At 68.2% G+C, this 19,961-nt stretch carries 19 protein-coding genes; 10 read left to right on the top strand and 9 right to left on the bottom strand.

Annotated features, from left to right (window positions below; genetic code table 11):
• Positions 1–129 precede the first annotated feature (129 nt).
• The 5 genes from EJ913_RS20565 (at position 130) to EJ913_RS20540 (ending at position 5,141) form a co-directional block, all read left to right on the top strand.
• Complete coding sequence (locus EJ913_RS20565; protein WP_127001353.1) at positions 130–1,053, top strand: AAA family ATPase; 924 nt, start codon at positions 130–132, stop codon at positions 1,051–1,053.
• Positions 1,050–2,267, top strand: a complete 1,218-nt coding sequence (locus EJ913_RS20560; RefSeq protein ID WP_127001351.1) for a vWA domain-containing protein — start codon at positions 1,050–1,052, stop codon at positions 2,265–2,267. The genes EJ913_RS20565 and EJ913_RS20560 overlap by 4 nt, the downstream gene beginning before the upstream one ends.
• Positions 2,264–2,593 carry an XdhC family protein gene (locus EJ913_RS20555; RefSeq protein WP_211099014.1) on the top strand — a complete coding sequence of 110 codons (330 nt, stop codon included), beginning with the start codon at positions 2,264–2,266 and terminating at the stop codon, positions 2,591–2,593. Before EJ913_RS20560 ends, EJ913_RS20555 begins: the two co-directional genes overlap by 4 nt.
• Entirely contained in the window at positions 2,593–3,309 is a 717-nt protein-coding gene (locus EJ913_RS20550; protein WP_127001349.1) for an XdhC family protein, read from the top strand. Before EJ913_RS20555 ends, EJ913_RS20550 begins: the two co-directional genes overlap by 1 nt.
• A 203-nt stretch (positions 3,310–3,512) precedes the next feature.
• Positions 3,513–5,141, top strand: a complete 1,629-nt coding sequence (locus EJ913_RS20540) for an NTP transferase domain-containing protein (protein WP_127001347.1) — start codon at positions 3,513–3,515, stop codon at positions 5,139–5,141.
• On the opposite strand, the gene EJ913_RS20535 is transcribed toward EJ913_RS20540, so the two are convergent.
• The gene (locus EJ913_RS20535) at positions 5,107–5,808 is read right to left on the bottom strand and encodes a type 1 glutamine amidotransferase (RefSeq protein ID WP_127001345.1); all 702 of its coding nucleotides are present in this window, start codon (positions 5,806–5,808) and stop codon (positions 5,107–5,109) included. The two genes, EJ913_RS20540 and EJ913_RS20535, sit on opposite strands and share 35 nt — an antisense overlap.
• Before the next feature lie 160 nt (positions 5,809–5,968).
• Here EJ913_RS20535 and EJ913_RS20530 point away from each other — a divergent pair, with 160 nt between their 5' ends.
• From EJ913_RS20530 to EJ913_RS20515, 4 genes are all read left to right on the top strand, one after another.
• Positions 5,969–7,486, top strand: a complete 1,518-nt coding sequence (locus EJ913_RS20530; RefSeq protein ID WP_127001343.1) for a bifunctional metallophosphatase/5'-nucleotidase — start codon at positions 5,969–5,971, stop codon at positions 7,484–7,486.
• Positions 7,487–7,572: 86 nt separating this feature from the next.
• Entirely contained in the window at positions 7,573–8,640 is a 1,068-nt protein-coding gene (locus EJ913_RS20525) for a hypothetical protein (protein ID WP_244939431.1), read from the top strand.
• 5 nt (positions 8,641–8,645) lie between these two features.
• The gene (locus EJ913_RS20520; protein ID WP_127001341.1) at positions 8,646–9,644 is read left to right on the top strand and encodes a hypothetical protein; all 999 of its coding nucleotides are present in this window, start codon (positions 8,646–8,648) and stop codon (positions 9,642–9,644) included.
• 53 nt (positions 9,645–9,697) lie between these two features.
• A complete protein-coding gene (locus tag EJ913_RS20515; RefSeq protein ID WP_238521988.1) occupies positions 9,698–10,420 on the top strand; it encodes a protein tyrosine phosphatase family protein in 723 nt (240 codons plus the stop codon).
• Positions 10,421–10,445: 25 nt separating this feature from the next.
• Here the strand turns inward: EJ913_RS20515 and EJ913_RS20510 are convergent, their stop codons facing one another.
• From EJ913_RS20510 to alaS, 7 genes are all read right to left on the bottom strand, one after another.
• A complete protein-coding gene (locus EJ913_RS20510; protein ID WP_244939430.1) occupies positions 10,446–11,102 on the bottom strand; it encodes a YitT family protein in 657 nt (218 codons plus the stop codon).
• Between the two features lie 165 nt (positions 11,103–11,267).
• Positions 11,268–11,660 carry a VOC family protein gene (locus EJ913_RS20505; protein WP_127001337.1) on the bottom strand — a complete coding sequence of 131 codons (393 nt, stop codon included), beginning with the start codon at positions 11,658–11,660 and terminating at the stop codon, positions 11,268–11,270.
• A gap of 51 nt (positions 11,661–11,711) precedes the next feature.
• On the bottom strand, positions 11,712–12,677 hold the full coding sequence (locus tag EJ913_RS20500) for a threonine ammonia-lyase (RefSeq protein WP_127001335.1): 966 nt from the start codon (positions 12,675–12,677) through the stop codon (positions 11,712–11,714).
• A gap of 391 nt (positions 12,678–13,068) precedes the next feature.
• Entirely contained in the window at positions 13,069–14,160 is a 1,092-nt protein-coding gene (locus tag EJ913_RS20495) for a hypothetical protein (RefSeq protein WP_127001333.1), read from the bottom strand.
• A 146-nt stretch (positions 14,161–14,306) separates the two neighbouring features.
• Complete coding sequence (locus EJ913_RS20490; RefSeq protein WP_127001331.1) at positions 14,307–15,152, bottom strand: AAA family ATPase; 846 nt, start codon at positions 15,150–15,152, stop codon at positions 14,307–14,309.
• A gap of 13 nt (positions 15,153–15,165) precedes the next feature.
• Positions 15,166–15,498 (bottom strand): DHCW motif cupin fold protein, encoded by a 333-nt coding sequence (locus EJ913_RS20485; protein ID WP_127001329.1) that lies wholly within the window; start codon positions 15,496–15,498, stop codon positions 15,166–15,168.
• 76 nt (positions 15,499–15,574) lie between these two features.
• On the bottom strand, positions 15,575–18,244 hold the full coding sequence (alaS, locus tag EJ913_RS20480; protein ID WP_127001327.1) for an alanine--tRNA ligase: 2,670 nt from the start codon (positions 18,242–18,244) through the stop codon (positions 15,575–15,577).
• A gap of 450 nt (positions 18,245–18,694) precedes the next feature.
• Between alaS and EJ913_RS20475 the strand changes: the two genes are divergently transcribed.
• Entirely contained in the window at positions 18,695–19,117 is a 423-nt protein-coding gene (locus EJ913_RS20475) for a GFA family protein (protein ID WP_127001325.1), read from the top strand.
• 48 nt (positions 19,118–19,165) lie between these two features.
• Here the strand turns inward: EJ913_RS20475 and tatC are convergent, their stop codons facing one another.
• The gene (tatC, locus tag EJ913_RS20470; RefSeq protein WP_127001323.1) at positions 19,166–19,960 is read right to left on the bottom strand and encodes a twin-arginine translocase subunit TatC; all 795 of its coding nucleotides are present in this window, start codon (positions 19,958–19,960) and stop codon (positions 19,166–19,168) included.
• Position 19,961 lies beyond the last annotated feature (1 nt).

Genomic DNA, 19,961 nt, shown 5'->3' with positions numbered 1-19,961 from the left:
GAAGGGTGAGGGGCTATGTGGACATGGATTGCGTACCACGCCCGCTCGCCCCTCACCCTCCCCGCTTTGCGGGTCCCCTCCCTCTCCCGGGGCGGGAGAGGGCCTAGACCGCCACTTCGCAAGGATCCCATGCCGACTCCCCTCCCCGCCTCCGTCGACGACGCGCTGGCCCTTCTCACCCGTGGCGACTACGTCGCCGACCGGTCGCTGGCGACGGCGCTGTTCCTGGCGCTGCGGCTCAAGCGCCCGCTGTTCCTGGAGGGCGAGGCCGGCGTCGGCAAGACCGAGATCGCCAAGGTGCTGTCGGCGACGCTCGGCCGCAAGCTGCTGCGCCTGCAATGCTACGAGGGGCTCGACGCGTCCTCGGCCGTCTACGAATGGAACTACGCCCGCCAGATGATGGAGATCCGGCTGGCGGAAGCCTCCGGCGCCCAGAACCGCGACGCGCTGGCGTCCGACCTGTTCTCCGAGCGGTTCCTGGTCCGCCGCCCGCTGCTCCAGGCGCTGGAGCCCGATCCCGCCGGTCCGCCGGTGCTGCTGATCGACGAGTTGGACCGCACCGACGAGCCGTTCGAGGCCTATCTGCTGGAGATCCTGTCCGACTTCCAGGTCTCGATCCCGGAGTTCGGCACGGTCCGCGCCGCCAAGCCGCCCATCGTCATCCTGACCTCCAACCGCACGCGCGAGATTCACGACGCGCTGAAACGCCGCTGCTTCTACCACTGGGTCGACTACCCCTCGGCCGCGCGGGAGCGGGAGATCGTCGCGGTGAAGGCGCCCCGGGCCGACGCCCGGCTGGCGGCGCAGGTGGTGGGATTCGTGCAGTCCCTGCGCGGCCTCGACCTCTACAAGGCGCCGGGCGTGGCGGAGACGCTGGACTGGGCGCAGGCGCTGGTCGAGCTGAACCAACTGGAGCTGGAACCCTCGGTCATCAACGACACGCTGGGCACGCTGCTGAAGTACCAGGACGACATCGCCCGCATCCAGGGCAGCGAGGCCGCGCGCATCCTGGCCCAGGTGAAGACCGAGCTGGCGGCGTCCACGGCGCGATGACCTCATCCCCGGATGGCGGCCGGCTGGCCCTGAACCTGATGCATTTCGCCCGCGCGCTGCGCGCCGCCGGGCTGCCGGTCGGGCCGGGCAAGCTGTTGCAGGCCATCGAGGCGGTCGAGGCGGTGGGGCTCGGCAACCGGACGGATTTCTACTGGGCGCTCCACGCCGTGCTGGTCGACCGCCACGACCAGAGCGAGCTGTTCGACCAGGCCTTCCACATCTTCTGGCGCAACCCCGACATCCTGAAACGGATGATGGCGATGATGCTGCCGACGGTGCGGACCGACGCCGCGCCCGACCGGCCCGAGATGGCCCAGCGCCTCGCCGAGGCCCTGCACGGCAGCGGCCCGGATCCGGAGGGGCCCGAGAAGACCGAGATCGAACTCGACGCCACCTTCACCGTCTCCGCCACCGAGCGGTTGCAGGAGAAGGATTTCGAGAAGATGACCGGCGCCGAGATGGCCCAGGCCAAGCGGCTGCTGACCCGCCTCGCCCTGCCGCTGGCCGAGGTGACGACCCGCCGCCACCGCCCCGACCCCGGCGGCCCGCGCCTCGACCCGCGCGGCACGCTGCGGCGCATGCTGCGCTCGGGCGGCGATCTGGCCGACCTCGCCCGCAAGCGGCGGCGCACCCGCCCGCCGCCGCTGGTGGTGCTGTGCGACATCTCCGGGTCGATGACCCGCTATTCGCGGATGCTGCTGCACTTCATGCACGCGGTCACCAACGACCGCGACCGGGTCCACAGCTTCGTGTTCGGGACGCGGCTGACCAACATCACCCGGCACCTGCGCCACAAGGACGTGGACGTGGCGCTCGATGCGGTGTCCGGCGCGGTGGCCGACTGGTCGGGCGGCACGCGGATCGGCACCGCGCTGCACGCGTTCAACCGGCACTGGGCGCGGCGCGTGCTGGGCCAAGGCGCGGTCGTGCTTCTCATTACCGATGGGCTTGACAGGGATGCAGGGGAAGGGCTTGCGGCGGAGGCCGAACGGTTGCACAAAAGCTGCCGGCGGCTCGTCTGGCTGAATCCGTTGCTGCGTTGGGAGGGTTTCGCGCCGAAATCCTCCGGCATCCGGGCGTTGCTGCCGCATGTTGACGATTTTCGAGCGGCCCACAGCCTGAACAGCCTCGCCGGTCTTGCCGACGCCTTGTCGCGCGAGGGTCCGCGCCGGGCTCCGGGCCTGCGCCGCTGGGTCAAGGAGGCGGCGGGATGAACGACACCCTGATGGCGGACAACATCGTGGAACAGGCGGCCGCATGGCGGTCCGCCGGCCGCAAGGTCGCGGTGGCGACGGTGGTCGCGACCTGGGGATCCTCGCCCCGTCCCGTCGGCAGCCAGATGGCGGTGGACGACCGTGGCGCCATGGCCGGCTCGGTGTCGGGCGGCTGCATCGAGAGCGCCGTCGCCCACGAGGCGGCCAAGACCATGGAGGACGGCGAGCCGCGCCTGCTGTCCTTCGGCATCACCAACGAGATGGCCTGGGAGGTCGGTCTGGCCTGCGGCGGGCAGGTCCAGGTCTATGTCGAGGCCGTGGAATAATGAAACGCGAGATTCTCGACCGTCTGGTCGCCGCCAAGAAGGCCGCCGTTCCGGTGGCCCTGGTCACCGATCTCAACAGCGGCTTGCAGACGCTGGTCTACGAGGACGCCGTCCACGGCGGGTTCGGGCTGGAACCCGACCTGCTGGAGGAGATGCGACGTCGCATGCGCCAGGACCGCTCCGGGCTGCTGACCGACCCCCAGGACGAGGACGGCTTCCGGCTGTTCGTCCACGTTCACAACCCGGCGATGCGGCTGCTGGTCGTCGGCGCCGTCCACATCGCCCAGGCGCTGGCCCCGCTGGCGGCGCTGACCGGCTACGACGTGACGGTGATCGACCCGCGCGGCGCCTTCGCGACCGAGGCGCGCTTTCCGGGCGTGAGGCTGAACCATCTGTGGCCGGACGAGGCGCTGGCCGAGCTGAAGCCCGACGTCCGCACCGCCGTGGTGACGCTGACCCACGACCCCAAGCTGGACGACCCGGCCCTGATCGCCGCCCTGCGCTCGCGCGCCTTCTACGTCGGTGCGCTGGGCAGCAAGCGCACCCACGCGCTGCGCCTCGACCGCCTGCGCGACGAGGGCTTGAGCGAGGCCGAGGTGAAGCGCATCCGGGGGCCGGTCGGCCTGTCGATCGGGGCTGTAACGCCGGCGGAAATCGCCATATCCATCATGGCGCAGATCACCTGCGTCCGCCGGGGGGAAAACCACCCCTGCTGATCGCAACGGAGTCCGTCTTTTCAACGGCGCCTGCTCGATGAAAAGCCCTTCTCCCCTTGCGGGAGAAGGGTTGGGATGAGGGGTATTCCGCCGCAGGCGGAAAAATTTGCTTACCCCTCACCCCAACCCCTCTCCCGCAAGGGGAGAGGGGCTTCCTGGTGTCGCTGAAGGACGGGCCGATCGGATAGGGAGTGTCCGCCTCGATGCAGTTCGGCCCCGTAACGCTGGATGACGCCGAGGGGGCCATCCTGGCGCATTCCCTGCGGCTCGGTTCCGTCTCGTTCAAGAAGGGCCGGCGCCTGTCGGCCGCCGATGTCGCCGCCCTGCGCGACCTTGGCGTCGCGTCGGTCGTCGCCGCCACGCTCGGCCCCGACGACCTCGGCGAGGACGAGGCGGCGTCGCGCGTCGCGGCGGCGGTCGCCGGACCGAACGTCACCGTGGCCGCCGCCTTCACCGGGCGGGTCAATCTGTTCGCCGCCGCGCGCGGGCTGCTGTGCCTCGATCCGTCGCGGGTGGACGCCATCAACCTGCTCGACGAGAGCGTGACCATCGCCACCCTGCCCGACTTCACCCCGGTCGAGCCCGGCCAGATGCTGGCGACCGTCAAGATCATCCCCTTTGCCGCCCCCACCGCTTGCGTCGCGCAGGCGGAGCGGGTCGCCGCCGGAACGCCGCCGCTGCGGGTCGCCCCCTTCCGCCCGCTGTCGGTCGGGCTGATCCAGACGCGGCTGCCGGGCGTGAAGGACAGCGTGCTCGACAAGACCGTCGCCGTCACCCGCGACCGGGTGGAGGCGCTGGGCGGGACGCTGATCGCCGAGACCCGCTGCGACCATGACGAGGCGGCGCTGACCGCCGGCATCCGGTCACTGCCGCCGGCCGACCTGCTGCTGATCGCCGGGGCATCGGCCATCACCGACCGGCGCGACGTGCTGCCCGCCGCCATCGAGCGGGCCGGCGGGGTGGTCGAGCATTTCGGCATGCCGGTCGATCCGGGAAACCTGCTGCTGCTGGCCCGAATCGGCGCCACGCCGGTGCTGGGTCTGCCGGGCTGTGCCCGCTCGCCCAAGCTGAACGGCTTCGACTGGGTGCTGCAACGCATCGCGGCCGGGGTGCCGCCGACCAAGGCGGACGTGATGCGGATGGGGGTGGGCGGGTTGCTGGCCGAGATTCCCTCGCGTCCCCTGCCCCGCTCCGGCGACGCGCCCGAGACTCCGCGCGCGCCGCGCGTCACCGCGCTGGTGCTGGCCGCCGGGCGGTCGAGCCGGATGGGCGACACCAACAAGCTGCTGGCCGAGGTCGACGGCACGCCGCTGCTGGCCCGCGCGGTGGACGCCGCGCTGGCGAGCCAGGCGGCCAACGTCATCGTCGTCACCGGCCATCAGGGGGAACGCGTCGCGGCGGCGCTGTCCGGCAAGCCGGTGACCTTCGTCCACAACCCGGATTTCGGCGAGGGGCTGAGCCGGTCGCTGCGCGCCGGTCTGGCGGCGGTGCCCAGCGAATCCGACGCGGTGGTCGTGTGCCTGGGCGACATGCCGCGCGTGGCATCGGGGATCATCGACCGGCTGATCGCCGCCTACAGCCCAACGGAGGGGCGCGCCGTCTGCATCCCGACCGCCCACGGCAAGCAGGGCAACCCGGTCTTGTGGGACCGCGCCTTCTTTGCCGAGATGGCGGCGCTGACCGGCGACAGCGGCGCCAAGCGCCTGATCGGCCGCCACGCCGACCGCGTCTGCGAGGTGCCGGTGGACGACGCCGGCATCCTCTACGACGTGGACACCCCGGAGCTGCTGGCCCAGTTCAGGGCGCCGCCAGATCCATCCAGCGCCGGGTGATGGTGCGGGCGAAGGTCTCCGCCGCCGGCAGATGGGCGTCCAGCGCGCCGGGCAGCCCGTCGAGCAGGCTGCGGTTCTTCTCCCGCTTCTCCTCGCCGAAGCGCGACGCCCAGCCGGTGACGATCTCGGCGGTGGCCTCCGGGTGGAACTGGAAGCCGTAGGTGGCGCGGCCGAGGCGGAAGGCCTGCCGTCCGCAGATGTCGCTGAACGCCAGCGGCACCGCGCCTTCGGGAAACTCGAAGGTGTCGTAATGCCACTGCACGAGCTTCAGGTCCGGACCAAGCCCGCCCAGCACGGGGTCGGTCGCGGCCTCCCCGTTCAGGGTCACCGGGCAGACGCCCAATTCGGGGGTTTCGTGCCGGTAGACCGGCGCCCCGTAGGCCCGCGCCGCGAGCTGCGCGCCGAGGCAGATGCCCATCACGGGCCGGTCGGCCTCGGTGAAGTTGCGGATCGTCTCCATCACCGCCGGGAAATGCGGACCGTGGCCGTCGTCCCACGCATCCTGCGGGCCGCCGAGCACCACCAGACCGTCGAAGCCGTCCATGGCGGGGATAACCTCGCCCTCGTTCGCCTTGACGGTGACCAGGGTGGCGCCGTTGTCGACCAACGCCTCGCCGACGATGCCGATGGGGGCGGTGCGGCTGTTCTGCACGACCAGGATGCGCATGGAGGGCACGCTCGTATCGTAGGGAAACGGACATCCTTTTGTGAGACCGTTGCGCGCGGAGTTCAAGACGCCGCGTGACGGCGCAAAGCGGCCATGCGCGCCAAAAGCGATTGTGTTTAGAGTGCCGTACCCTTTCGCCCCTTTCCGGAGTTCCGCCCGCATGCTCACGGTCCTTCGCTCCCTCGTCGCGGCGTCGATCCTGGCCGGGGCGCTCGGCAGTCCGTTGAACGCCTGGGCGCAGAACGGAACGCTGACCTTCCTGCACATCAACGACGTGTACGAGATCGCCCCCGTCAACGGCGAGGGCGGTTTCGCCCCGCTGATGACCCTGCTGCGGCGGGAGCGGGCGCAGGACGCGGCGGCGGTCACCACGGTCGGCGGCGACTTCCTGTCGCCCTCGCTGCTGCTGGGCGTGACCAAGGGGGCGCCGATGGTGGCGCTGTTCAACGCGATCAAGGTGGACGCCGTCACCTTCGGCAACCACGAGTTCGATTTCGGTCCAGAGGTCATGAAGGCGCGCATGGCCGAATCGGCCTTCCCGTGGATCGGCACCAACCTCGCCATGGCCGACGGCTCCGCCTTCGCCGCCACGGTGCCGAGCTGGACGAAGACCGTCGACGGCATCACGGTCGGTTTCCTCGGCCTCGTCACCCCCGACACCGTGCGGGCGTCCAGCCCCGGACCGGATCTGCGCTTCCGGCCCACGGCGGAGGCGGCGGCCACGGCGGTCAAGGCCCTGCGCGACGGCGGCGCGTCGGTCGTCGTGGCGCTGACCCACCAGACCATCGCCGAGGACCGCGACCTCGCCGCCCGGGTCAAGGGCATCGACCTGATCCTGGGCGGCCACGACCATGACCCGATCTGCTTCTACGAGGGCTCGACCCTGATCCTGAAGGCCGGGCATAACGCGCGCTATCTGGGCGTGATCAAGCTGCTGGTCTCGACCAAGGCGACGGACAAGGGGCCGGTCACCACCACCCGGCCGGCGGAGTGGCGCTTCGTCTCCACCGCCGGGGTGACGGCGGATCCTGAGATCGGAGGGATCGTGGAGGGCTACACCCGGCGGCTCGACAGCGATCTGGGCGCCGCGATCGGCACGACGGCGACAGACCTCGACAGCCGCCAGGACTCGGTGCGCAGCCGCGAATCCAGCATGGGCAATCTGATCGCCGACGCCCTGCGCGCGGCGCTGAAGGCCGACGCGGCCATCGTCAACGGCGGCGGCATCCGCGCCAACGCCCTGCACCCGGCCGGAACCACGCTGACCCGCAAGGACGTCTTCGCCGAACTGCCCTTCGGCAACCTCGGCGTGCTAGTGGAGATGAGCGGCGCCGAGCTGTTGGCGGCGCTGGAGAACGGCGTGAGCAAGGTCGCGGACAAGGCCGGGCGCTTCCCGCAGGTGTCCGGCCTGACGATGGTCTACGACCCGGCCACCCCGCCCGGCCGCCGGGTGAGCGCGGTGACGGTGGGTGGGCAGCCGCTGGATCCGGCGCGGATCTACCGGGTCGCCACCAACGACTACCTGTTGAAGGGCGGCGACGGATACGACTCCTTCAAGCGCGCAAAGGTGCTGGTCGATGCGTCGGGGGCGATGCTGCTCGCCACCATCGTGATGAATCACGTCGAGGCGCAAAAGACCGTGTCACCCGCCGTCGAAGGCCGCATCGTGGCGAAATAACGCGACAAATTCGGCACTTCGGGCCGTTCCACCGTGGTTTCGTTGCGTGGAACGGCCGTTTCACCTTAGGGTGCGGGGACTGCCCTATGTCCCGCGATGAAGACGTGCCGATGTCCCAGCCCCCGCCATCCCGCTCGAACGACTTCGCCCAGACCTTCAACGCCGCCCATGGCGACGGCGGGCTGACGCGGGTGTCCATCGCGCACATCCTGCAAAAGATTCAGGCCGACCCGTCCTACCTGTTCGGGCAGGAGTTGAAGCAAGGCGCCGGGCAATGCCCGTTCCACAAGGGGGGAGCTTCGGACGGCAACGGGGCCGACGCCGGCCTGCCGCAGGACGATGCCGACAAGATCCTCGTCAATTCGCTGCTGGCCTTCCTGTTCGGCCGGCTGCGCGACCACATCGCGGCCAAGATGCCGCTCGACGAGGCCGGCCGGCTGATGCTGCCGATTCCGCCGCGCTCGCCCCACGGGCTGGATCCGGCGGAGCGAGCGTCCATGGCGGCGGCCGCCCCCGACGTGTTCTGTTCCGTCCTGCGCGACGCGACCTGCCATCTGCTCGACGGGCTGATCACCGGCTGGGTCGCCGAGTTGTTGCAGGAGGAGGAGCATTACCGCTCGCTGGGATCGGGCGAAATCTCCATCGACGCGGCGGCGACCTTCGTGCTGCGCAGCGCGCTGGAGGATTCAGCCCTCTACCAGCGCGCCGGCTACGACATGCTGTCGATCACCAAGACCGGCAGCCACACCGCGATCCACATCTGCTGGGCGTTGGTCGAGGCGGCGCCCCTGCTGGTGCCCGGCCGCGATGCCGCCTTCTACGACGACCTCGTGCGCCGCAGCCTGAAGCAGATCGTCCCGCTCTCGGTCTCCAGCCTCGGCATGCTGGTGCATTACATGGAGCACAGCGGCATCGAGCCGCCTGACGGCCTCGCCGTTCACCGGCTGCCCGCCGACCAGACCGCCTTCGTGCTGGACGACGCCGGGCTGATCCGCCTGAACGCCGCCCCCATCGTGACCTTCGCCAAGCCCGGCGAGCGTTACTACACCGGCTGTCCGGCCTTCTATTCGACCGGGCTGATCAAGCTCTATCTCGACATGGTCGCCGGGCTGGCGCTGGACTACCACGCCTACGACCGTCTGCAGGAGGGCTGACGCCCATGGCCCGCGCCAACGACTTCGCCCTCACCTACCTCGCCGCGCACGAGCGGGCGGGGATGGAGCGGATCAACCTCGCGCCGATCCTCCGCCGCATCCTGGAGGACCCGAACTACCTGTTCGGCGAGGAGTTGCAGAATCTGGGCGGCCATTGCCCGGCCCACGGCGACACCCGCAAGGAGGATTACGAGAAGGTCGTCATCAACACGCTGCTGGCGATGCTCTACAACGACCTGCGCGACCATCTGATGGCCCGCATGCCGCTGGACGGCGACGGCCACGTCATCCTGCCCAACCCGCCGGAGTCGCCGCACGGGCTGGACGTCGCCGATCCCGCCGGGCTGGCCGCCGCCGACCCGGACCGGATGGTCGGCTTCCTGCGCGATTCGATCTGCCACCTGCTCGACGCCATCATCAAGGAATGGGCGGTCAAGGTGATGGTGGAGGAGGAGCGCTGCCGCGCCGAGGGCACCATCACCGAGCTGGCCGCCGCCTCCTACGTGCTGGCCCAGGCGCTGGAGAACTCGGTTCTGCACTCGCCGTCGGGCTACGACATGGTGTCGATCACCAAGACCGGCAGCCACACCGCGCTGCACGTCTGCTGGAACCTCGTGGAATCGGCGCCGCTGCTGCGCCCCGGCCTGGACGCCGCCGGCTACGAGGATCTGGCCCGCCGCAGCCTCAAGCAGATCCTGCCGCTGGCGATGGGCAGCCTGGGCATGCTCTGCCAGTTCATGGCGGCCGGCCGGATCGAGGCCGACGACCATCAGGCGATCCACCCGCTGCGGGTCGACCAGTCGGCCTTCGTCTACGACGCCGATCAGAACGTCATCCTGCTGAACGCCGACCTGATCGAGCCGACCGCGATGGAGGGCGAGCGCCACTACACCGGCTGCCCGGCCTTCTATGCGAACGGCCTGATCAATCTCTATATGGAGGTGGTGCTGGCGCTGGCCGTCCGTTACGACGTCTACCGGCGTTTGCAGGGCAAGGCGGCTTGACGCGCCGCGCCGCACGCCTATGGTGGCGGCGGCAGCATCGGGAAGGGTCTTCGTTGGCTAAGAAATGGTTCCTGCGCCGGGTCACGACGACGGCGCTCGCGGACGGCATCAAGCGCGGCCGGGGCCTCATGGCAACCCCGTGGCAGCGGTCGCTCGGCCATCTGGAAAGCCTGTTCATCGATCACGCCTGCTTCCGGCTGCTCTATTCGAACACCTACCGGATCTCGCCCAACATGTACCGGGCGAGCCAACCCTCGCCCTCGCACATCGCGCAAGCGGCGCGCAACGGGGTGCGCAGCGTGCTGAACCTGCGCGGCGGCCGCGATTGCGCCTCCTACATCCTGGAGGCCGAGGCCTGCCGGGCGCACGGAATCGAACTGGTCGATTTCCCGGTGAACTCCCGCGACATGCCCAAGAAGGAAACCCTTCTGAAGGCGCGGGAGCTGTTCAAGACCATGCAATACCCGGCGCTGATGCACTGCAAGTCGGGCGCCGACCGCGCCGGCTTCATGTCGACCCTGTTCCTGTTCGTCCACGAGGGCCAACCGCTGCCCGAGGCGATGAAGCAGCTGTCCTGGAAATACGGGCACTTCAAGCAGGCGAAGACCGGCATCCTCGATTACTTCTTCGACCTCTACGCCGCCTACAACGAGAAGCGCCCCACCGCCTTCTGGGATTGGGTGGAGCGCGTCTACGACCCGGTCGAGGCCAAGGCCAGCTTCCGCTCCCGCGAATGGGCCGACACCGTGGTGGACCGGGTGCTCGGGCGGGAGTGACCGCCCGGCCTGTTCAAAAGCCCTCTCACCGCGCCACGTACCAGTCGGCGCGGTGGTTGAAGGACACGAAGGCGTTCAGCACGACCGCGCCCAACGCCGACGCCAGCAGCGACTCGAAGTCCACCACGAAGGCGGCGGCGGAAAAGATCACCACGTCGAACAGGGCTTGCAGCCAGCCGGCGCGGAAGCCCGTCTTCTCCTGCACATAATAAGCGAGAATGCCGACCCCGCCGCCGCTCGCCCCGTGGCGGAACAGGCCGATCACGCCGATGCCGACGCAGAACCCGGCCAGCACCGCCGCGACGTAGGGGTTGATGCTGCTGAAGCCCATGACGGTGGGAAGGAAGCTCGACAGCAGCGAGATGCCCGTCACGGCGGCCACCGAGTTGACGGTGAAGCGGACGCCGATCCGGGCGAGCGCAAGAAAGTAAAAGGGCAGGTTCACCAGGAAGAACAAAACGCCGAAATTGATGCCCGTCGCATAGGAAATCACAAAGGACAGTCCCGCCGCCTGCCCGGTGATCAGTCCGGCGGCGTGCAGGATGGCAATCCCGAACGAGGTCATGACAATGCCGAAAACCTGCCCTTGCAGGTTATCAAAGACATTGTGCGATGCCTTTGGTCGTTCGTAAGTTACCGATGCGGGGGATGGCGTAATGGTGTGCGCGAAATCGTCCGTCATGCCAATCACCTCGCGGCGCCGTCGGGAGTTTTTACATGAGAACGCCAATATAGATCATTTCCCACGCGCCATCCATGCTTTGCGAAAGCAAATAAAGAAACGGGCTTTGCTCAAAAGTGGAGGCTTTCCAGCGACGCTTCGGCTGGTCCTTTGGTGCCGATGCGGTCAGGACTCCGCCGCGATGTGCCAGAGCACCCCGGCCGGGTCCCAGAGATAGACGACGCGCATCCCCCAGGGCTCCGTCTTGGGAGGCCGGGGCGCGGTGACGCCGAAGTGTTCGCCCAGCGCCAGGGACTCGATGTGACGCCACCAGCGGTCGAGATCCCCGACCACGAGCTGCATCATGAGATTTTCCGCGAATTCCTTGACGTAGAAGTCCTGCAGCAGGAACGAGAAGGCCCCGGCGTCCTCCCCCAACCGCGCCTGGGCGACCCCCTCCCCGACCGGGCGCACTTCAAACCCAAGCGCCGTGTAGAAGCGCTGGCTTTCGGCGAAATCCCTGGCCGGCACGAAGGGGCGCAGCGCCGTGACCGTGGAAGCCAAACCGTCCGTCGCCATCGTGACTCCGCCCTCTCGTCGTTCCGTGTACCCCGATCCTATGCCGCCGCCCTATGCCGCCGCCAGGGTTCGGGCCAGCGTGTCGGCATCGACGTTGCGGCCGGACAGCACCGCCACCGTCCGGCCGGTCCTTCCGAGCTTGCCGGACAGCACGGCCGCGACCGCCGCCGCGCCGGCGCCTTCCGCCACCACGCCGAAGGATCCGTGCAGGGCGCGCATCGCCGCCGCGATCTCGCCCTCCTCCACCTCGACCAGACCGTCGACCAGCGTCGCGACGATCTCCTGCGGCAGCTTGCCCAGCGCGTGGACGTTGATGCCGTCGGCAAGCGTCGGGCCACCGCGCCGGGCCAGCCGAACGCCGACCACCCGCGCCGAGGGCTTGACCGCCTTCACCGCCGCCGCGATGCCGGCGAGCAGCCCGCCGCCGCCGACCGGCACCACCAGCGTCTCGACGTCCGGACGGTCGGCCAGCACTTCCAGCCCGACGGTGCCCTGCCCGGCGATCACGTCGGGATCGTCGTAGGGGTGGAGAAAGGTCAGTCGGCGTTCCGCCGCCAGTTCCAGCGCCTTGACCTTGGCGTCGCCGACGGTGCTGCCGAACAGCACCACCTCGGCGCCCAGCGCGGCGGTGCGCTCCACCTTGCAGCGGGGCGCCGTCTCCGGCATCACGATGACGGCCTTCACCCCCAGCCGCCGCGCGTGCAGCGCCACGCCCTGCGCGTGGTTGCCGGCCGACATGGCGACCACGCCGCCGTTCCGTTCCAGCCGGGTCAGGCGCAGCAGGCGGTTCAGGGCGCCGCGCTCCTTGAAGGCGCCGGTGGCCTGGAAGGTCTCCGCCTTCAGCCACAGGTCGCGGTCGAGCGCCGGGGCGTGCAGCAGCGGCGTGCGGACGATGTGCCCGGCCAGACGCTCGGCCGCGTCGGTGACGGCGCTCAATGGCAACCAGACGGGCAGACGGTCTTCGGCGGAAGCGCAGACGGAAAGCGTGCGCGCGGCATCGGCATGCGCGGTGTGCATCGGAGAAATCCTCGGGAGCGTCGTCGGGGAAAAATCGGGCGTGACCCGGACCGCCTCAGCGGACCGGGGGAATAATTCGCGCCGAGCCCCGCATTCGCTCGCCGAGCGCAATTCCGCAGCGCGGGATCGCGATCCGACGGACCGAAAGGTTGGGAAGGAGGAAAACCGGATCAAGGGTTCCGGGGACCGCATCGTGCAGCGTCACGCCACACACTCCACACAATCATCGAACGCAAACGGCAGAAAACCGACGCTTCAGAGCGCCGAGCCGGTAATTCGCATTCGCATGGTGTGGAGGTAAGCCATGGATCCTGAATAGCCGCTGCGGCGGCGGAGGTCAAGCCGGCATCCGCCGCCGCAGCGAATTTCCTTTTCTGAAACCGATAAGCGGTCAGCCCGGTGTCTGGGCGAAGCCGATCAAGCCGAGATCGGCGTTGAAATAATAATCGGCCCCCTGGATCACGTTGATGCCGGTGTTGACGAAGTTCCCGTCGCCTTCGCCGAGCGGCACGATGTACATCGGCTTCATCGACGACGGCCCACTCACCGTGAACACCTTGGTCAGCGCATCGCCGCTGCCCAGCTTCACCTCTTCGGTAGGCCCAACGATGAACTGGTATTGCAGCACCGCCCCCGATCCGGCGTTGCCCCAGGCGATGGTCACCGCGGTGCCGGGGAAGTTCTGCTGCCAGTCGGGGGCCGTCAGTCTCAGCATCATCAGGTCGAGCCCGGTGTCCAGCAGGCCGGTGCCGGGGTATTGCCCCGACGCCGGATTGGTGAGGGACGAGAGGGTGACCACCGCGTTCGGCGTGTTCCACGCCGGCGTGTTGGGCACCTTGGCCCCATCGGCCGTTTCCGGGGTCAGGGTCTGGAACGCGAAGGCCGACGCGTTGGGCAGGTCCTCCTTGTCGTACCCCAGCCAAATGCCCTGGGTGGTCAACAGGAAGGAGGGCGGAACGGTGCCATCGGACATGCCGGGGACGTTGAGGAACACGTTCGTTCCCAACTCCGGACGTCCGAAGCCGACCCCCATCATGCCCTGGTCCGGACCGACGTTCTCCGCGCCGATGACCGTGGCGTTCTCGCACACGAAGGCACAGCTTCCATCGTCCAGGACGCCGACGCCGAGCCGTTCGACCGTGTAGTGAAATCCGTTCAGATCGTTGCTGGAGGGATGATAGATCACCTTGGCCGGGCTTCCCTTGGTGACGCCGGGCAGCAGGGAACCGCTGGTGTTTCCGTCCACGTAGAAGAGGGTCTGGGGCACGACGATGCCGCAGGAGCCCGTATCGACTTGGCAGACATGCGAGCCCGTGCCTGTGCGAGCGGTGTCTGGACCGGCCGCGGCGGCCGGAGAGGTGACCGATGCCGGGGGCAGAACCTTGATGGCGACGTAGAAGCTGTTCTTCTTGTTCTCCACGCCGAACGGCGCACGCGTCAACGGGACCCGCACGACACCCTTGGGCAACGCAACCGAACTCATCTTCGCCTCCCGTATTTGAATGGGCTGGCGAAGCTAAATTCAGTTCATGCGTGAAATACATTCAAATAAAGAGTCTTTTGGTAACAGAAGCTCGAAAAACGCACACCCCAGGATGATCAATCGGGAGTCAATCAACCAAGGCGGGTTTAACGGTCGCCACGCTTCGCCAAAAACGCCAGACGCTCCAGCACGTGGACGTCCTGCTCGTTCTTCAGCAGCGCCCCGCAGAGCGGCGGGATCAGCGTGCGCGCGTCCTTGGCCCGCAGGGTCTCGGGATCGATGTCCTCGACCATCAGCAGCTTGATCCAGTCGAGCAGTTCCGAGGTGGAAGGCTTCTTCTTCAGCCCCGGCACCTCGCGCAGGTCGTAGAACAGGTTCAGCGCCTCGCGCAGCAGCGCCGCCTTCAGGCCGGGATAATGGACCTCGACGATCCGTTCCATCGTCGCCCGGTCGGGGAAGCGGATGTAGTGGAAGAAGCAGCGGCGCAGGAAGGCGTCCGGCAGCTCCTTCTCGTTGTTCGAGGTGATGATGACCAGCGGGCGCTTGGCCGCCTTGATGGTCTGCCGCGTCTCGTAGACGTGGAACTCCATGCGGTCGAGTTCCAGCAGCAGGTCGTTGGGGAACTCGATGTCGGCCTTGTCGATCTCGTCGATCAGAAGGACCGGCGGCTCGGGCGCGTCGAAGGCTTCCCACAGCTTGCCGCGCACGATGTAATTGCCGATGTCGTGCACCTTCGCGTCGCCAAGCTGGCTGTCGCGCAGGCGGCTGACCGCGTCGTACTCGTAGAGGCCCTGCTGCGCCTTGGTGGTCGATTTGACGTGCCAGGACAGCAGAGGCTTGGTCAGGGCGCGGGCGATCTCCTGGGCCAGGACGGTCTTGCCGGTGCCGGGCTCCCCCTTGATCAGGAGCGGGCGCTCCAGCGCGATCGCGGCGTTGACCGCCACCATCAGGTCCTCGGTGGCGACGTAGCGGTCGGTTCCGGTGAAGCGCATGGCAGCGGTGTCCTCAATCCACGATGAACAGGGAGGCGCCGATTTCGGTCGAGGACCGGTGCGGCTGGTCGCCGAAATCCGACACCTGGTAGCTCATGCCGGCGGTCAGCACGAAGCGGCGGCCGTCCTTCAGCTCGGTCGCCAGCTCACCGCTCAGCACGAACAGGACGTGGCCCCGGTCGCACCAGTGATCGGCCAGATAGCCGGGCGTGTACTGGACCATCCGCACCCGTAGATCGCCAGCGGTGAAGCTCCGCCACAGGGCCATGCCGGTCTCGCCGGGATGCTCGGTAACCGGAACGGTGCTCCAGTCGGTCACCGTGAACGGCAGGGTCGGGAGTTCCATCGCTGTCCTTAACCGTTCACGCAAGAAAACGGCCCGCGCCTGGGGAGCGAGGGCCGCCGTTTCCTTGAAGCCGCCGTCAGGCCGCCCGCTTGGCCGCGATGGCCTTTTCGATGGCCTCGACCGCCGCCGGGGCCAGCGACACGTCGGGACCGCCGGCCTGGGCCATGTCGGGACGGCCGCCGCCGCCCTTGCCGCCCAGCGCCTCGGCGCCGACGCGGACCAGATCGACGGCGCTGAGCGTCGCGGTCAGGTCGTCGGTCACGCCGATGACGATGGAGGCCTTGCCCTCGTTGCCGGCGATCAGCACGACGACGCCGGAGCCGATCTGCTTCTTCAACTCGTCGGCCATCGGCTTGAGGTCCTTGGCCGGCAGGCCCTCGACCACGCGAGCGGCGAACTTCACGCCGGCCACGTCCTTGGCCTCGCCGCCGCCCTCGGCCTTGGCGCCGCCACCCATGGCGACTTGGCGGCGCAGCTCGGTCAGCTCGCGCTCCATCCTGCGGCGCTCCTCGACCAGGGCGGCGACGCGCGCCGGGACCTCGTCGGGCTTGACCTTGAGGACGGAGGCCGCCTCGGTCAGCAGATGGTCGCGCTCGGACAGCCACGCCTTGGCGCCGGTGCCGGTCAGCGCCTCGATGCGGCGGACGCCGGCGGCGACGGCGCTTTCCGAGACGATCTTGAACACGCCGATGTCGCCGGTGCGCCGCACATGGGTGCCGCCGCACAGCTCGATGGAGTAGTCGCGGTCGGCCTCGCCGTGCGGGCCGCCCATCGAGACGACGCGGACCTCGTCACCGTACTTCTCGCCGAACAGGGCCATGGCGCCCTTGGCGCGGGCCTCGTCGGGGGACATCAGGCGGGTGATGACGTCGCTGTTGGCGAGGATGCGGCGGTTCACCTCGTCCTCGACCACGGCGATGTCGGCGGCGGTCAGGCCGCTCGGCTGGCTGATGTCGAAGCGCAGGCGCTCCGGCGCCACCAGCGAGCCCTTCTGGGTGACGTGGTCGCCCAGCCGGTGGCGCAGCGCCTCGTGCAGAAGATGGGTGGCCGAGTGGTTGGCCCGGATCGCCGAGCGGCGCTCGGAATTCACCCGCAGCTCCACCACGTCGCCGACCTTGAGCGTGCCCTTGGTGACGGTGCCGACATGCGCCCAGACCGCGCCCAGCTTCTTCTGGGTGTCGGAGACGGCGAACTCGGTGCCCTCAGCGGAGAAGATCACGCCGGTGTCGCCGGCCTGACCGCCCGATTCACCGTAGAAGGGCGTCTGGTTGACGATGACCAGCACCTCGTCGCCGGCCGAAGCGCTCTCGACGCGGGCGTCGCCCTTGACCAGCGCGGTCACCTTGCCTTCGGCGACCTCGGTGTCGTAGCCGAAGAACTCGGTGGCGCCCAACTCGTCCTTGATCTCGTACCACAGCTTCTCGGTGCCGACCTCGCCCGATCCGGCCCAGGATTCGCGGGCCTTGCGGCGCTGCTCGTCCATCGACGCCTTGAAGCCGGCCTCGTCGACCGCCCGCCCCTGCCCGCGCAGCACGTCCTGCGTCAGGTCGAGCGGGAAGCCGTAGGTGTCGTAGAGCTTGAAGGCGACCTCGCCGGCCAGCGGCTGGCCCTCGCCCAGATGGCCGAGCTCGTCGTCCAGCAGGCGCAGGCCGCGCTCCAGCGTCTGCTTGAAGCGGGTCTCCTCCAGCTTGAGCGTCTCGACGATCAGGGCGCGGGCGCGGGTCAACTCCGGATAGGCGTCGCCCATCTGCTGGATCAGCGCCGGGACCAAGCGGTGCATCAGCGGCTCGCGCGCGCCGATCATGTGGGCGTGGCGCATGGCGCGGCGCATGATGCGGCGCAGGACGTAGCCGCGCCCCTCGTTGGACGGCAGAACGCCATCGGCGATCAGGAAGGACGAGGACCGCAGATGGTCGGCGATCACCCGGTGCGAGACGGCGTGGGCGCCGTCGGCCTCGGTCTTGCTCGCCTCGGCCGACGCGACGATCAGGGCGCGCATCAGGTCGATGTCGTAGTTGTCGTGCTTGCCCTGCAGCACGGCGGCCAGACGCTCCAGCCCCATGCCGGTGTCGATCGACGGCTTGGGCAGCGCGACCAGATTGTCGGGCCCGAGCTGCTCGTACTGCATGAAGACGAGATTCCAGATCTCGATGAAGCGGTCGCCGTCCTGGTCGGGGCTGCCGGGCGGGCCGCCGGCGACCGCCGGGCCGTGGTCGAAGAAGATCTCGGAGCAGGGACCGCAGGGGCCGGTGTCGCCCATGCGCCAGAAGTTGTCGTCGGTCGGGATGCGGATGATGCGGTCGTCCGACAGGCCGGCGACCTTGCGCCAGATGGCGGCCGCGTCCTCGTCGCTGCTGTGGACCGTCACCAGCAGCTTGTCGGCCGGCAGCCCGTATTCCTTGGTGATCAGGTTCCAAGCGAACGCGATGGCATCGTCCTTGAAATAATCGCCGAAGGAGAAGTTCCCCAGCATCTCGAAGAAGGTGTGGTGGCGCGCCGTGTAGCCGACGTTGTCGAGGTCGTTGTGCTTGCCGCCCGCGCGCACGCATTTCTGCGAGGTGGTCGCCCGCTTGTAAGGCCGCTGCTCCGCCCCGGTGAAGACGTTCTTGAACTGCACCATGCCGGCGTTGGTGAACATCAGCGTCGGGTCGTTGCGCGGCACGAGCGGCGACGAGTCGACGATCTGGTGGCCCTGCTTGGCGAAATAGTCCAGGAACGTGCGGCGAATGTCGTTGGCGGTCTGCATAGGACGGTCAGGGCTCCGGAAACGCGGCGCGGCCTTCTTTCAGCCGAACCGTGCTTTTAGCGCGAGTTTGGAAGGCTGTCCACAAAAGGGACGGAATCTTGCCCGGACCGGCCGGGCATTGCGATACCGGATGACACATTGTGGGGTGGAACGGCTTCGTCAACCGCGCCACGCGATGGGTCTGGTCCGGCGCGCCAGAAAATAGGCGGGTTCAAAGCCCAATGCGGCTTTTTATCCACCGAGACACCTTAAGGACCTCGAATTCAGATCGAGGCGTTGCAACGGTGGCATGGTCTCACGATCCGTTTTCTTCCATCTCATTGCGATAATTGTGAAAAACCCAACCCCTCCTTGGTGAGGCGGACGCTCCCTTTCGGTCCGATGACTTCACGGTCCACTGTTGATAGCCTTGTCCGGCAGTCTCGAACAAAAAAAGCAGGATGAAACGCCATGACACATGTTGGACGTTGTTTTTGCGGTGCCGTCGAATTGGAGGTTTCCGGCGACCCGGAAGCCATGGGGTATTGCCATTGCCAGTCCTGCCGGTCGTGGTCCGGCGGTCCGGTGAACGCCTTCAGCCTCTGGAAGCCGGAGGATGTGCGGGTCACGGCCGGGGCCGAGCACATCGCGACGTTCCAGAAGACCCCGCTCAGCCAGCGTCAGTATTGCGCGAAGTGCGGCGGCCATTTGATGACCAACCACCCGCCCCTCGGTCTCGTGGACGTGTTCGCGGCGACGATTCCGACCCTCGCCTTCCGCCCGGCCGTCCATGTGAACTACGCGGAGACCGTGTTGCCGATGCGCGACGGCTTGCCGAAGCTCAAGGACTTTCCGGCCAGCTTCGGCGGCTCCGGGGAGGAAATCCCCGAGTGACGGTGGCGTTCCCATGGCCGGGGCTCGCCCCCGGCCATGGACCTGTGTTTACTCGGCCCCGGCTTCGTTCGCGGCCCTCTGCTTTTCCATGCGGCGGCCGATGAGGATCGAGATCTCGTAGAGCGCCAGCAGAGGAATCGCGAGGCTGACCTGGCTGATGATGTCCGGCGGGGTGAGCACGGCGGCGATCACGAAGGCGGCGACGATGGCGTAGCGGCGCTTGGAGGCCAGAGTCTCGGTCGAGACCAGACCGGCGCGGATCAGCAGGGTCAGCAGCACCGGAAGCTGGAAGGCGATGCCGAAGGCGAAGATCAGCGACATCACCAGATGCAGGTATTCGCCGACGCGCGCTTCGAACTCGATGGGCAGGGCCGGGGCGGCGCCGTCCGGGTGGAACTCGAAGCCCAGGAAGAAGCGCCACGCCATCGGGAAGATGAAGTAGTAGACCATCGACGCGCCCAGCAGGAACAGGACCGGCGTGGCGGCGAGGAAGGGCAGGAAGGCGCGGCGCTCGTGCTTGTAGAGGCCGGGCGCGATGAACATCCAAATCTGGCTGGCGACGATCGGGAAGGAGATGAAGCAGCCGGCCCAGAACGCCACCTTCACGTAGGTGAAGAAGGCTTCGGTCAGGCCGGTGTAGATCATCCGCCGCCCCTGCCCCGCCAGGATGTCGGCCAAGGGCTGGACCAGGAAATTGTAGATCTTGTCGGACACGGCGTAGCACAGCAGGAACGCGATCAGGATCGCGCCGATGGCCCACATCAGCCGGTTGCGCAGCTCGATCAGATGATCGATCAGCGGCATCTTGCTTTCTTCGAGATCGTCCTGGGTGTCGCCGGTCATG

Source organism: Azospirillum doebereinerae, assembly GCF_003989665.1.
Lineage (GTDB): Bacteria > Pseudomonadota > Alphaproteobacteria > Azospirillales > Azospirillaceae > Azospirillum > Azospirillum doebereinerae.
This window is presented reverse-complemented; position numbering and strand designations above follow the sequence as displayed.

Coding starts and splice junctions, on each gene's coding strand:
- EJ913_RS20540 (WP_127001347.1), top strand. CDS start 3,513: ATGCAGTTCGGCCCCGTAACGCTGGATGACGCCGAGGGGGCCATCCTG.
- EJ913_RS20475 (WP_127001325.1), top strand. CDS start 18,695: ATGACACATGTTGGACGTTGTTTTTGCGGTGCCGTCGAATTGGAGGTT.
- EJ913_RS20525 (WP_244939431.1), top strand. CDS start 7,573: ATGTCCCGCGATGAAGACGTGCCGATGTCCCAGCCCCCGCCATCCCGC.
- EJ913_RS20485 (WP_127001329.1), bottom strand. CDS start 15,498: ATGGAACTCCCGACCCTGCCGTTCACGGTGACCGACTGGAGCACCGTT.
- EJ913_RS20490 (WP_127001331.1), bottom strand. CDS start 15,152: ATGCGCTTCACCGGAACCGACCGCTACGTCGCCACCGAGGACCTGATG.
- tatC (WP_127001323.1), bottom strand. CDS start 19,960: ATGACCGGCGACACCCAGGACGATCTCGAAGAAAGCAAGATGCCGCTG.
- EJ913_RS20520 (WP_127001341.1), top strand. CDS start 8,646: ATGGCCCGCGCCAACGACTTCGCCCTCACCTACCTCGCCGCGCACGAG.
- EJ913_RS20535 (WP_127001345.1), bottom strand. CDS start 5,808: ATGCGCATCCTGGTCGTGCAGAACAGCCGCACCGCCCCCATCGGCATC.
- EJ913_RS20495 (WP_127001333.1), bottom strand. CDS start 14,160: ATGAGTTCGGTTGCGTTGCCCAAGGGTGTCGTGCGGGTCCCGTTGACG.
- EJ913_RS20565 (WP_127001353.1), top strand. CDS start 130: ATGCCGACTCCCCTCCCCGCCTCCGTCGACGACGCGCTGGCCCTTCTC.
- EJ913_RS20530 (WP_127001343.1), top strand. CDS start 5,969: ATGCTCACGGTCCTTCGCTCCCTCGTCGCGGCGTCGATCCTGGCCGGG.
- EJ913_RS20505 (WP_127001337.1), bottom strand. CDS start 11,660: ATGGCGACGGACGGTTTGGCTTCCACGGTCACGGCGCTGCGCCCCTTC.
- alaS (WP_127001327.1), bottom strand. CDS start 18,244: ATGCAGACCGCCAACGACATTCGCCGCACGTTCCTGGACTATTTCGCC.
- EJ913_RS20510 (WP_244939430.1), bottom strand. CDS start 11,102: ATGACGGACGATTTCGCGCACACCATTACGCCATCCCCCGCATCGGTA.
- EJ913_RS20555 (WP_211099014.1), top strand. CDS start 2,264: ATGAACGACACCCTGATGGCGGACAACATCGTGGAACAGGCGGCCGCA.
- EJ913_RS20550 (WP_127001349.1), top strand. CDS start 2,593: ATGAAACGCGAGATTCTCGACCGTCTGGTCGCCGCCAAGAAGGCCGCC.
- EJ913_RS20500 (WP_127001335.1), bottom strand. CDS start 12,677: ATGCACACCGCGCATGCCGATGCCGCGCGCACGCTTTCCGTCTGCGCT.
- EJ913_RS20560 (WP_127001351.1), top strand. CDS start 1,050: ATGACCTCATCCCCGGATGGCGGCCGGCTGGCCCTGAACCTGATGCAT.